This window comes from Staphylococcus coagulans, assembly GCF_022557135.1.
Taxonomy (GTDB): Bacteria; Bacillota; Bacilli; order Staphylococcales; family Staphylococcaceae; genus Staphylococcus; species Staphylococcus coagulans.
Genome location: NZ_CP092966.1, coordinates 747,133 through 759,430, shown reverse-complemented (window position 1 = coordinate 759,430; position 12,298 = coordinate 747,133). Strand labels below are relative to the sequence as shown.

20 protein-coding genes are annotated in these 12,298 nt (G+C 37.1%); 1 reads left to right on the top strand and 19 read right to left on the bottom strand.

Annotated elements, in window-relative coordinates; translation table 11 throughout:
- Positions 1-9 precede the first annotated feature (9 nt).
- From rplF to rpsJ, 17 genes are all read right to left on the bottom strand, one after another.
- Positions 10-546, bottom strand: a complete 537-nt coding sequence (gene rplF / locus KM149_RS03365; protein WP_016426362.1) for a 50S ribosomal protein L6 — start codon at positions 544-546, stop codon at positions 10-12.
- 28 nt (positions 547-574) lie between these two features.
- The gene (rpsH, locus tag KM149_RS03360) at positions 575-973 is read right to left on the bottom strand and encodes a 30S ribosomal protein S8 (RefSeq protein WP_014613226.1); all 399 of its coding nucleotides are present in this window, start codon (positions 971-973) and stop codon (positions 575-577) included.
- 31 nt (positions 974-1,004) lie between these two features.
- On the bottom strand, positions 1,005-1,190 hold the full coding sequence (locus tag KM149_RS03355) for a type Z 30S ribosomal protein S14 (protein ID WP_016426361.1): 186 nt from the start codon (positions 1,188-1,190) through the stop codon (positions 1,005-1,007).
- 21 nt (positions 1,191-1,211) lie between these two features.
- Entirely contained in the window at positions 1,212-1,751 is a 540-nt protein-coding gene (gene rplE / locus KM149_RS03350) for a 50S ribosomal protein L5 (protein ID WP_241415523.1), read from the bottom strand.
- Between the two features lie 21 nt (positions 1,752-1,772).
- Positions 1,773-2,090, bottom strand: coding sequence for a 50S ribosomal protein L24 (gene rplX, locus KM149_RS03345; RefSeq protein ID WP_016426359.1), 318 nt, complete (start codon positions 2,088-2,090; stop codon positions 1,773-1,775).
- Positions 2,091-2,132: 42 nt separating this feature from the next.
- Positions 2,133-2,501: a 50S ribosomal protein L14 gene (gene rplN / locus KM149_RS03340; protein ID WP_016426358.1), complete on the bottom strand. Its 369-nt coding sequence runs from the start codon at positions 2,499-2,501 to the stop codon at positions 2,133-2,135.
- A gap of 31 nt (positions 2,502-2,532) precedes the next feature.
- Positions 2,533-2,796: a 30S ribosomal protein S17 gene (gene rpsQ / locus KM149_RS03335; RefSeq protein WP_016426357.1), complete on the bottom strand. Its 264-nt coding sequence runs from the start codon at positions 2,794-2,796 to the stop codon at positions 2,533-2,535.
- Between the two features lie 24 nt (positions 2,797-2,820).
- Positions 2,821-3,030, bottom strand: coding sequence for a 50S ribosomal protein L29 (gene rpmC, locus KM149_RS03330; protein ID WP_241415522.1), 210 nt, complete (start codon positions 3,028-3,030; stop codon positions 2,821-2,823).
- Positions 3,020-3,454, bottom strand: coding sequence for a 50S ribosomal protein L16 (gene rplP, locus KM149_RS03325; RefSeq protein ID WP_016426356.1), 435 nt, complete (start codon positions 3,452-3,454; stop codon positions 3,020-3,022). Before rplP ends, rpmC begins: the two co-directional genes overlap by 11 nt.
- 2 nt (positions 3,455-3,456) lie before the next feature.
- Positions 3,457-4,110: a 30S ribosomal protein S3 gene (gene rpsC / locus KM149_RS03320; protein ID WP_016426355.1), complete on the bottom strand. Its 654-nt coding sequence runs from the start codon at positions 4,108-4,110 to the stop codon at positions 3,457-3,459.
- Between the two features lie 23 nt (positions 4,111-4,133).
- Positions 4,134-4,487, bottom strand: coding sequence for a 50S ribosomal protein L22 (gene rplV / locus KM149_RS03315; protein WP_016426354.1), 354 nt, complete (start codon positions 4,485-4,487; stop codon positions 4,134-4,136).
- Between the two features lie 32 nt (positions 4,488-4,519).
- The gene (gene rpsS / locus KM149_RS03310; RefSeq protein WP_014613216.1) at positions 4,520-4,798 is read right to left on the bottom strand and encodes a 30S ribosomal protein S19; all 279 of its coding nucleotides are present in this window, start codon (positions 4,796-4,798) and stop codon (positions 4,520-4,522) included.
- Positions 4,799-4,862: 64 nt separating this feature from the next.
- On the bottom strand, positions 4,863-5,696 hold the full coding sequence (gene rplB / locus KM149_RS03305) for a 50S ribosomal protein L2 (RefSeq protein ID WP_016426353.1): 834 nt from the start codon (positions 5,694-5,696) through the stop codon (positions 4,863-4,865).
- Positions 5,697-5,724: 28 nt separating this feature from the next.
- Positions 5,725-6,000, bottom strand: coding sequence for a 50S ribosomal protein L23 (gene rplW / locus KM149_RS03300; RefSeq protein WP_016426352.1), 276 nt, complete (start codon positions 5,998-6,000; stop codon positions 5,725-5,727).
- Positions 6,000-6,623, bottom strand: a complete 624-nt coding sequence (gene rplD / locus KM149_RS03295) for a 50S ribosomal protein L4 (protein WP_016426351.1) — start codon at positions 6,621-6,623, stop codon at positions 6,000-6,002. The genes rplW and rplD overlap by 1 nt, the downstream gene beginning before the upstream one ends.
- 26 nt (positions 6,624-6,649) lie before the next feature.
- Complete coding sequence (rplC, locus tag KM149_RS03290) at positions 6,650-7,309, bottom strand: 50S ribosomal protein L3 (RefSeq protein WP_016426350.1); 660 nt, start codon at positions 7,307-7,309, stop codon at positions 6,650-6,652.
- Positions 7,310-7,336: 27 nt separating this feature from the next.
- Positions 7,337-7,645, bottom strand: a complete 309-nt coding sequence (gene rpsJ, locus KM149_RS03285) for a 30S ribosomal protein S10 (RefSeq protein ID WP_001118667.1) — start codon at positions 7,643-7,645, stop codon at positions 7,337-7,339.
- A gap of 465 nt (positions 7,646-8,110) precedes the next feature.
- Between rpsJ and KM149_RS03280 the strand changes: the two genes are divergently transcribed.
- A complete protein-coding gene (locus KM149_RS03280) occupies positions 8,111-8,509 on the top strand; it encodes a hypothetical protein (RefSeq protein ID WP_165546084.1) in 399 nt (132 codons plus the stop codon).
- Positions 8,510-8,671: 162 nt separating this feature from the next.
- Here the strand turns inward: KM149_RS03280 and KM149_RS03275 are convergent, their stop codons facing one another.
- Positions 8,672-10,006 carry an NCS2 family permease gene (locus tag KM149_RS03275; RefSeq protein WP_050330236.1) on the bottom strand — a complete coding sequence of 445 codons (1,335 nt, stop codon included), beginning with the start codon at positions 10,004-10,006 and terminating at the stop codon, positions 8,672-8,674.
- Positions 10,007-10,124: 118 nt separating this feature from the next.
- Positions 10,125-12,257, bottom strand: a complete 2,133-nt coding sequence (locus tag KM149_RS03270; RefSeq protein WP_214970875.1) for a DNA topoisomerase III — start codon at positions 12,255-12,257, stop codon at positions 10,125-10,127.
- Positions 12,258-12,298 lie beyond the last annotated feature (41 nt).

The window sequence follows — 12,298 nt, the reverse complement described above, 5'->3', positions numbered from 1 at the left end:
GTTTATTTATTATTTACCAGTTTTACCTTCTTTACGACGAACATATTCGCCTTGGTAACGAATACCTTTACCTTTATAAGGTTCTGGTGGACGAACGTCACGAATTTTAGATGCTGTTGCACCTACTAATTCTTTATCGATACCTTCAACCTTAACAGTTGTATTTTTATCTACTGAGAAAGTAATGCCTTCAGCAGCTTCGATTTCAACTGGGTGAGAGTAACCAACGTTTAATACAAGATTTTTACCTTGTACTTGAGCACGGTAACCTACACCGATAAGTTCAAGTGATTTTTCGTATCCTTTAGATACACCTTGTACCATGTTATTGATTAACGCACGAGTTGTACCATGAACAGTTCTGTGTTCTTTAGAATCTGATGGTCTAACAACTTCAAGTGTGTTTTCTTCTTGTTTGTAAGTCATTTCTTCATTTAAAGTTCGTGATAATTCACCTTTAGGCCCTTTAACTGAAACTGTATTACCTTCGATAGTTACAGTAACGTCGCTAGGGATTTCGATAATTTTTTTACCAACACGGCTCATGCTATGGCACCTCCTTATTTATTATATCTTACCAAATGTATGCTAATACTTCTCCACCAACATTACGTTTTCTTGCTTCTTTATCAGTGATTACACCTTCAGAAGTAGAAACTAATGCGATACCTAAACCATTTAATACTTTAGGTACTTCGTTTGCTTTCGCATATACACGTAAACCAGGTTTAGAAATACGTTTTAAGCCTGTAATAACACGCTCGTTGTTTGAACCATATTTTAAGAATAAACGGATAACACCTTGTTTATCATCTTCGATATATTCTACATTTTTGATGAAACCTTCGTTTTTAAGGATTTCAGCAATTTCTTTTTTAATATTTGATGCAGGTAATTCTAATTTTTCGTGACGCACCATGTTTGCGTTTCTTACACGAGTAAGCATATCTGCAATTGGATCTGACAATGTCATAGTTTGTTGCCTCCTTTCAAGAGTTAAATTTTTACCAGCTAGCTTTACGTACGCCAGGAATTTGACCTTTGTAAGCTAATTCACGGAAACAAATACGGCAAAGTTTAAATTTACGAAATACAGAATGTGGGCGACCACATTGTTCACAACGTGTATATTCACGAACTTGGAACTTTTGTTCACGTTGTTGTTTAGCAACCATTGATTTTTTAGCCATTTAATTCGCCTCCTTCAGAAATTATTTTTGAAACGGCATACCGAATTGAGTTAATAATTCGCGCGCTTCTTCGTCTGTATTAGCAGTAGTAACAATAACGATATCCATACCACGTACTTTTGATACTTTATCGTAGACAATCTCAGGGAAGATTAATTGTTCTTTAACACCTAAAGTGTAGTTACCGCGACCGTCAAATGCGTTTTTAGAAACACCACGGAAGTCACGTACACGTGGAAGTGATACTGAGATTAATTTATCTAGGAATTCATACATTCTTTCGCCACGTAAAGTTACTTTTGCACCGATTGGCATACCTTCACGTAAACGGAATGTTGCAACTGATTTTTTCGCTTTAGTGATTAATGGTTTTTGACCAGTGATTGCAGTTAATTCCTCAACAGCGTTATCTAAAACTTTTGAGTTTTGTACTGCGTCACCAACACCCATGTTCACAACGATCTTTTCGATTTTTGGTACTTCCATTACTGAACTGTAGTTAAATTTCTTAACTAAGTTTTCAGTAACTTCTGAGTTAAATTTTTCTTTTAAACGGTTCAAAGTGGATCCTCCTTTCAACTATTATGAATTAGACTTGATTTCTTCGCCAGATTTTTTAGCGATTCTTACTTTTTTACCATCGACAAATTTGTATCCAACACGAGTTGGTTCGTTTGTTTTAGGGTCTAATATTTGTACATTAGAAACGTGAATTGCTGCTTCAGTTTCTAAGATTCCACCTTCAGGATTAAATTGAGTTGGTTTTTGGTGTTTTTTAACGATGTTTACACCTTCCACAACGACACGGTCTTTTTTAGGTTCAGTTGCTACAACTTTACCAGTTTTACCTTTGTCTTTACCTGCGATAACGATTACGTTGTCACCTTTTTTGATATGCATGTGGGCACCTCCTTAAGATTTATGATTATTATTTACGATTAATTATAGTACTTCTGGTGCAAGGGAAACGATTTTCATAAAGTTTCCTTCACGTAATTCACGTGCTACTGGACCAAAGATACGTGTACCACGTGGTCCTTTGTCATCACGAATTACAACACATGCATTTTCATCAAATTTGATGTATGAACCGTCTTTACGACGTACACCTGATTTAGTACGTACGACAACAGCTTTAACAACATCGCCTTTCTTAACAACGCCTCCAGGTGTAGCATTTTTAACAGTAGCTACAATAACGTCACCGATGTTAGCAGTTTTACGGCCAGATCCACCTAATACTTTGATTGTAAGTACTTCACGAGCACCAGAGTTGTCTGCTACTTTTAAGCGTGTTTCTTGTTGTATCATGATTAAACCTCCCTTATCTTTTAAATAGTCATTAAATAATTACTGATTCTTCGACGATTTCTACTAAACGGAAACGTTTTGTCGCTGATAAAGGACGAGTTTCTTGGATTCTAACGATATCTCCGATTTTAGCTGTATTGTTTTCGTCATGTGTTTTATATTTTTTAGAGTATTTTACACGTTTACCATATAGTTTGTGTGTTTTATATGTTTCAACTAAAACAGTGATTGTTTTGTCCATTTTATCTGAAACAACTTTACCAACGTAAACTTTACGATCATTTCTTTCGCTCACTTTAGTAACCTCCTCTTTCAATCATTATTGGATTGCTTTACCTTGTTCTAATTCTCTTTCACGTGCAACAGTTTTTAGACGTGCAATTGTTTTTCTTACTGTTTTAATGCGTGCCGTCTCTTCTAATTGACCTGTAGCTAATTGAAAGCGTAGGTTAAAAAGCTCTTCTTTTGAAGATTTGATTTGCTCTTCGATTTCTGAAGTGGTTAAGTCTCTAATTTCCTTAGCTTTCATTTGTTTCACCACCCAATTCTTCACGTTTTACAAACTTCGTTTTAACTGGAAGTTTGTGACTCGCTAAACGTAATGCTTCACGCGCAACTTCTTCAGATACGCCTGCAACTTCAAATAAAATTCTACCTGGTTTTACTACTGCAATCCAGCCTTCAACCGCACCTTTACCAGCACCCATACGTACTTCTAAAGGTTTTTGTGTATATGGAGTGTGAGGGAAGATTTTAATCCAAACTTTCCCGCCACGTTTCATGTAACGTGTCATAGCAATACGAGCTGATTCGATTTGACGAGATGTGATCCATGAAGTTGTTGTTGCTTGAAGACCAAACTCACCGAATGTTACAAAGTTACCGCCTTTTGAACGACCCTTAGTGTCAGGACGATGTTGACGACGATATTTTACACGCTTTGGTAGTAACATAATTATTTTCCTCCTTCACTATTTTTCTTAGTAGGAAGAACTTCACCACGATAAATCCATACTTTAACACCTAACTTACCATAAGTTGTGTCAGCCTCTGCATGTGCATAATCGATGTCTGCACGTAAAGTATGAAGTGGTACAGTTCCTTCTGAGTATTGTTCAGCACGTGCGATGTCTGCACCGCCTAAACGACCTGAAACTTGAGTTTTGATACCTTTAGCACCTAATTTCATTGCTCTTCCGATAGCTTGTTTTTGAACACGACGGAATGAAGCACGGTTTTCTAATTGACGTGCAATGTTTTCAGCAACTAAACGTGCATCAAGATCAACTTTCTTGATTTCAATAACATTGATGTGAACTTTTTTATCAGTTAATTGATTTAATTTGTTACGAAGTTTTTCGATTTCAGAACCGCCTTTACCGATAACCATACCTGGTTTACCAGTATGAATTGCAATGTTGATGCGGTTAGCAGCACGCTCAATCTCAACGTGAGATACTGAAGCGTCTTTTAATGCGTTATCAATAAATTTACGAATTTTTAAATCTTCATGTAAAAGTGATGCGAAATCTTTCTCTGCGAACCATTTCGCTTCCCAGTCACGGATAATACCAACACGAAGACCGATTGGATTAATTTTTTGACCCACGGTATTCCCTCCTTAATATTTGATTAAGCTTCTTGAGCTTCCTCTTTACCATCACTCACTACGATTGTGATGTGGCTTGTTCTTTTGTTAATTGCGCTTGCACGTCCTTGCGCACGTGGACGGAAACGTTTTAATGTTGGTCCTTCGTTAGCATATGCTTCTTTAACAACTAATTCATCTGTGTTCATGCCATAGTTGTGCTCTGCATTAGCTAAAGCGGACATTAATAATTTTTCTACTACTGGAGAAGAAGCTTTGTTTGTTAATTTTAAAATCGCTACTGCTTCTCTAACATCTTTTCCTCGGATTAGGTCTAATACTAATCTTACTTTACGAGGTGCGATTCTGATCGTTCTAGCAACCGCTTTTGCTTCCATTCGTTTTTCCTCCTCTACTGATTAAAGATTGTTTATCTTCTTGTTTTCTTATCGTCTGCAGCATGTCCTTTGAATGTACGTGTTGGAGCAAATTCACCTAATTTGTGTCCAACCATATCTTCAGTTACATATACAGGTACATGTTTACGTCCATCGTATACAGCAAATGTGTGCCCAATAAAGTTTGGGAAAATTGTTGAACGACGTGACCATGTTTTAATTACTTGCTTTTTCTCGCTATCGCCTTGAGCTTCCACTTTTTTCATTAAGTGATCATCGACGAAAGGTCCCTTTTTAATACTACGAGCCATAGTGGCGCCTCCTTTCTTATTATGTGCGTGCAGCGATTACGCCGCACACCCAAATAAGCTATTTTTATTTTCTCTTACGTCCACGTACGATAAGTTTATCAGAACGTTTTTTACCACGACGAGTTTTCTTACCAAGCGTAGGTTTACCCCATGGTGACATTGGTGATGGACGACCGATTGGTGCGCGACCTTCACCACCACCGTGTGGGTGATCGTTAGGGTTCATTACAGAACCACGAACTGTTGGGCGTTTACCTAACCATCTAGATTTACCAGCTTTACCAACGTTAACAAGTTCGTGTTGTAAGTTACCAACTTGACCGATTGTTGCACGGCAAGTTGAAAGAATCATACGTACTTCACCAGAGCGAAGTCTTACAAGTACATATTTACCTTCTTTACCAAGTACTTGTGCGCTTGCACCTGCTGAACGAGCAAGTTGACCGCCACGTCCTGGTTTTAATTCGATGTTATGAATTACTGTACCGACTGGAATGTCTTTTAATTGAAGTGCGTTACCAACTTTGATGTCAGCTTCTGAACCACTTTCAATGACTTGACCTACTTCTAAGCCTTTAGGTGCGATAATGTAGCGTTTTTCACCATCTGCATAGACGATTAAAGCAATGTTTGCTGATCTGTTTGGATCATATTGGATTGAATCCACTTTACCTGGGATTCCATCTTTGTTACGTTTGAAATCAATAACACGGTATTGACGTTTGTGACCGCCACCATGGTGACGTACTGTCAATTTACCTTGGTTGTTACGACCCGCTTTTTTCGGTAGCGGTTGTAATAATGACTTTTCAGGTTCAGATTTTGTGATCTCAGCAAAATCTAATGTAGTCATATTACGACGACCATTAGTAATTGGCTTATAATGTTTAAGAGCCATTGTCGCTTACCTCCTTATTGGTATGTTTTTAGTTGAATAAATCGATTTGACCTTCTTTAAGTGTCACAATCGCTTTACGGCGTTTGTTTGTATAGCCTTGGTAACGGCCCATACGTTTTTTCTTTGGTTTATAGTTGATGATGTTAACATTTGCAACTTTAACTTCAAAGATTTCTTCTACTGCTTTTTTAACTTGAGTTTTGTTCGCACGAACATCTACATCAAAAGTATATTTATCTTCAGCCATTGCTGCAGATGATTTCTCAGTGATTACGGGGCGCTTTAGAATATCTCTAGCTTCCATTATCCGAGCACCTCCTCAACTTTTTTAGCTGCTTCTTGAGTGATTAATACGCTATCAGCGTGTGTTAAATCTAAAACATTTAAACCTTCTGGTGTTGTGATTTGTACGCCAGGAATGTTACGTGCTGATAATTCAACATTTACATCTTCTCCAACTGTTACAACCAACACTTTTTTAGGTAGCTCTAAATTTGTTAAAGTTGTTTTGAATTCTTTTGTTTTTGGTGCTTCTAAGTTAAAGCTGTCCACAATTTTGAATTCATTTTCTTTAACTTTGTAAGAAATTGCAGAACGTAATGCTAAACGACGCATTTTCTTAGGCATTTTGTATGCGTAGCTTCTTGGTGTTGGACCGAATACGACACCACCACCACGCCATTGAGGAGCACGAATTGTACCTTGACGCGCACGTCCTGTACCTTTTTGTCTCCATGGTTTACGTCCACCGCCACGTACTGCTGAACGGTTTTTTACCGCATGTGTACCTTGACGTAATGAAGCACGTTGTAAGTTAATTGCTTCAAATAAAACTTCATTATTAGGTTCGATTGCAAATACTGCATCGCTAAGTTCTACTGAACCTGCTTTTGAACCATCAACTTTGAATACATCATAATTTGCCATTATGCATTTCCTCCTTTCGCTACGATTTATTTGTTAGCTTTAATTGCTGATTGGATTTGAACAAAACCTTTTTTAGGACCAGGTACGTTACCTTTAACTAAAATTACGTTGTTTTCCGTATCGACTTGAACAACTTCTAAGTTTTGAACAGTTACTGTATTACCACCCATGCGGCCTGGTAATTTTTGCCCTTTAAATACACGTGATGCGTCTGAAGCCATACCGATAGAACCTGGCGCTCTATGGAAGTGTGAACCGTGAGACATTGGTCCGCGAGCTTGATTATGGCGTTTGATTGCACCTTGGAAACCTTTACCTTTTGAAGTTCCTGTTACATCAATGATGTCTCCAACTTCAAATGTATCTACTGAGACTTCTTGACCTACTTCGTATTCGTCAACATTAACGTTTCTGAATTCACGAATGAAGCGCTTAGGTGCTGTGTCAGCTTTTTTAGCGTGACCTTCAGCTGGTTTATTCGCATATTTGTTTGTTTTTCTATCTTTTTTGTATGCTTCTTTGTTTTCAAAACCGATTTGGATTGCGTTGTAACCGTCAACCTCAACCGTTTTCTTTTGTAATACTACATTTTCTTTTGCTTCTACTACAGTTACTGGGATTAAGTCGCCGTTTTCACCGAATACTTGAGTCATCCCAATTTTTCTTCCTAAGATTCCTTTGGTCATCGAAAGTCCACCTCCTAAAATTTTCTATTATAATTTAATTTCGATGTCTACACCTGATGGTAAGTTTAAGCCCATAAGCGCGTCAACTGTTTTTGGCGTAGGATTAACAATATCGATTAAACGTTTATGTGTACGTTGTTCGAATTGTTCACGAGAATCTTTATACTTATGAACCGCACGAATAATTGTGTAAACTGATTTTTCTGTTGGTAATGGAATTGGACCAGAAACATCCGCTCCAGAACGTTTTGCAGTTTCAACAATTTTCTCAGCTGATTGATCAATCACACGGTGATCATAAGCTTTTAATCTAATTCTGATTTTTTGTTTTGCCATAATTTACCCTCCTTATACGTCTTCATTAAAGTGATAGACTTCTCCACGAAAACTATCTCACACAACGCCATGGCAAAGCGGCCGGGTGTGTCAGTAACCTTTCGCTTCATCGCATTTAAAGTCCAACATTAGACATGATACATGAAAACCGTTGACTTGGCAACCATTTCCCTAAAGTTTTTTATGTCTAATTCACATACCATGTTATTTTACTTGAAATACGGCTTAAGTTCAATAGTTTCAAAGAATTTTTTTCGTTATCATAGAGATAGTTTTTGTGAGTCATTGGATTACAGTCTATAATAGAAGAAAATGATCTTCACTGATAGATCATCATTTTTAAGTGTAGTTATTATTTCTGGTGAATCACTCGTGCGGTGTATGTAAAATGCTTAAACTTAAAGTTTTTTATTTAATGAGTGAGCCAGATTTGTCACTTCTTTTTAAAGATAGGAGGTGAATCGAGTGACTAAAAATTCTAAAACAGCCTTAATTATTCTTGCGCTAATTGCCTTAGTTTCTGAATTTATTGCTGGTTTCCCATTTTTTGGAGGCTGGTATGTATTAGCTTTAGGATGGCAGCCATTAGCTTTTAATGCTTTTATTTATTTGGTGATGGTTTTAATCTTTATCTTTGGTCAACAAAATACGATACGTCCTATGCTTTTAATTCCAGCATTTGGTATCGTAGCGAATGGTATCGCTATTATCCCTGTCATCGGCATGGTTTTACACTGGATTATGTTAATTTTGCTTATCTTTTTCTTTATGATCGTATTAGTCTCTCCAGTGTATATTCGTAACGCTAAAGCTACTGTGATTTACACAGATGAAGATCAAAATAAAACACAACACAATAAGTAATCTAAGTCATTATTTGAAGTATGTAAGCATACTTATAATTGTCAATGATTAGATATATACTTTAAATTTAAAACCTAAAAAAAGAAGTTAGATACATGAACAAGTCAAGCCTGTTCGTTCTAACTTCTTTTTTATATATACTTATATATCAATCTAATGAGTTTATCCGTGAACAAATACAAAATATAGAATAAAGATAACCAATAAACCGTACATAATAGGATGGACTTCTTTATGACGTTTCGTTAATAACATTGTAATAGGATAGAAAATGAAGCCACACGCAATCCCTGTCGCAATAGAATAAGATAAAGGCATCATAATAATTGTGACGAAAGCTGGCACTGCAACTTCAAATCGTTTCCAACTAATTTCCGCTAGACTAGAAGCCATCAATACCCCTACAACAACGAGTGCAGGTGTCGTTACTGCTGGTGTGACTACAGCCATTAGCGGATTAAAGAACAACGCAAGAAGGAAACAAAAGCCTGTAACAATACTTGCAAAACCTGTTCGAGCCCCTACTGCTACGCCTGATGTCGATTCAATATAAGAAGTCGTCGTTGTTGTACCAAAAATAGCACCTGTCATCGTCGCAAGTGAGTCTGAAAACAACGCTCTCCCTGCACGAGGTAACTTGTTATCTTTCATGATACCTGCTTGTGAAGCGACGGCAACAATCGTTCCCGCAGTATCAAAGAAATCAATAAATAAAAATGTTAGGATGACAATTAAAAACTGGATTGTAAATAATTGTGATGGATCTTGAAATGATTCAAAAGCAGCACCAAATGTAGGCGCAATGCTAGGTACCTTACCTAAGACCGCATGTGGTGGTGCGATTTGTTGTGTCACTAAACCAGCAATCGCTGTGACTACCATACCAATAAATATTGCGCCTGGTACTTTCTTTGCATAAAGTACAACGGTAACGATAATCCCCACGATAGCAAGTAAAACGTTAGGGTCAGTGATTTTTCCTAGTGTTACAAGTGTCGCATCTTGATTTTTAATAATTCCTGAACTTTGTAATCCTACAAAGGTAATAAAAAGACCAATCCCTGCTGACACTGCCATCTTCATTTCATATGGGATGGCATTAATAATGGTTTCTCGCAATCCAGTTGCTGTTAGAATCGCAAAAATAAATCCAGAGAAGAACACACCTGTTAAACCTGTTTGCCATGGAATCCCCATTGTTAACACGACAGTAAAGGCAAAAAAGGCGTTCAATCCCATGCCCGGGGCAAGTGCAATAGGATATTTTGCAATGAGTCCCATAAATAAACAGCCTACAAATGCTGCTAATGCAGTCGCAACAAATACCGCACCTTGATCCATTTTTTGATCAGCTGGAACACCATCCACCCCTGCTAAACTTAAAACTTGTGGATTAACAGCTAAGATGTATGCCATTGATAAGAAAGTCGTCAAGCCACCTAGAATCTCTCGTTTATAATTCGTTTGATTCTCGTCAAAACGGAAATAATTTCTCACTTTAAATTTCTCCTTTTAATGAAATACTTTAACATTTTAATACGATTACTCACGAATTTCAATATGAGAAACGAACTTTAATTGATAAAATTAGATTTTTGTTCGATTTTTAGCTTACTTATAAGTTTAAACCTTTCAATGCATCTTTGAATGGATTGTTTTCCAACGTATCCTCTTTCATATACTTTTTCATATCTTTTCTATTTACTTTATCTTTGCCTTTATTTTTAAATCTTTTATCCATTTGCACTTGCGATTCAGTATAGCCACACGAACAACGATACGTTGCTTGTTTACCTGTACCAAATTTAGTCAAACGTTTTTTACATTGCGGGCAACGCGCTTTGGTTTGAGTTTTAACATCTTTTTTAGTTTTACATGATGGATCTTGACAGACGAGCATTGAGCCGTTTTTCGTTTTTACTTTTAACATAAACTTTCCACATGTCGGACATTCTGCAGATGTTAAATTATCATGCTTATATTTTTGTTCACTCGATTTAATCGTATGAATGATTTCATTTGTAAAAGCTTTCATTTCTTGAATAAACTGTTTGCGTTGATACTGCCCCTTTTCAATTTGAAGCAGTTTATCTTCCCATTGCGCCGTTAAGCGTGGCGATGTAAGTGATTCAGGCGCTAAATCTAATATTTGCTTTCCTTTAGACGTGACCTTAATTTTTCCGTCTTGACTTTCAATTGCGTTCATATGAAAAAGTTTATCTATAATATCCGCACGTGTTGCCACTGTACCGATACCGCCAGTCACTTTAAGTGTTTGTGCTGATTTTTTATCTTTTAAATCAAAGTATTTATCTGGTCGTTCCATCGCTTTTAATAGAGAGCCTTCATTAAAATAAGGTGGCGCTGATGTTTCATGCGTTTTAATAACATATTCATTCACGGTTAACTGTTCACCTTGCTCAAACTGAATTAGCGGATGGCTCGTATCTACATTTTCTTGTAAAGCCTTAAAGCCCATGTCTATCGTTTCTTTGGATTTATACAGAAACATTTTGCCCATGAGTTCTATTTCGACTTGTGTTTCTCTATAGCGATAAGGAGCAGATAAAGCTTCCAAAAAGCGCTGAACAATCAATAGATAAATTTTCTTTTCTTGTGTTGATAAATCTGCCATGTTTGCGCGTACTTCTGTAGGTATAATGGCGTGGTGATCAGATACTTTTTGATTATTTACAAAAGACGATTGTTTCGTGTAACGTTGATTCATCAGTCCGCGTGCATGCGGTTGATATTCTGTTCCCATTGTCGCCTGAATACGCTCTTTTAAAGTATCTACCATGTCTGTTGTTAAGTAACTTGAATCTGTACGCGGATATGTGACAAGTTTATGCCGTTCATAAAGTTGTTGTAGTGTGTTCAATGTCTGTTTTGCGCCTAAACGATAGCGTTGATAAGCGGCTTGTTGTAAATCTGTTAAATTAAACAACGGCGCCGGATATGTTTTCTTCTCTTTCGTCACGACTTTTTTCACGAGCGCTTGCGCATGATTCACTTTTTGAGCTAGTTTTTCTAATTGTGCACGTTCATATATCCGCTTCTCATGCTGATAGACAAACGTTGCCCCTTTCACATTGATTTCAAGCGTATAATAATGTTGCGACTTAAAATGCTTTATCTCTTCTTGTCTCATTGCTACTAACTGAATAGTAGGCGTCTGAACACGGCCTAGTGAGAGTTGGGCATCATACTTCGTTGTTAATGCACGTGTTGCATTAATTCCGACAATCCAGTCAGCTTCACTTCTTGCTAATGCCGCTTGATAAAGGTCACTGTATGCTCGACCATCTTTCAATTTTTTAAAGCCTTCTTTGATTGCTTTGGTTGTTACTGAACTGATCCATAAACGCTTGATTGGTTTTTTAACATGAGCTTTTTCAATAATTAAGCGTGCAACTAACTCCCCTTCGCGTCCAGCATCTGTGGCAATAATTATTTCATTGACATCATTTCTTTTCATCAAATGTTGAACCGTGTTGAATTGTTTTCTCGTTTTACCAATGACAACAGTTTTCATATGCTTCGGTATAATAGGTAAATCATTCAATTGCCAGCGTTCATATTTTTTATCATATTGCTCTGGTGTTGCATTTGTCACAAGGTGACCTAATGCCCAGGTCACAATATAACGTTGATTTTCAAAGTAACCTTCTTTCTTTGAGTTAACACCTAGCGCTTGTGCAATGTCGCGCCCTACTGAGGGCTTTTCTGCTAAAATGAGTGACTTCATTAATTGTTCATTCCTCCATCAAAAACACTTCTTCATTTTTA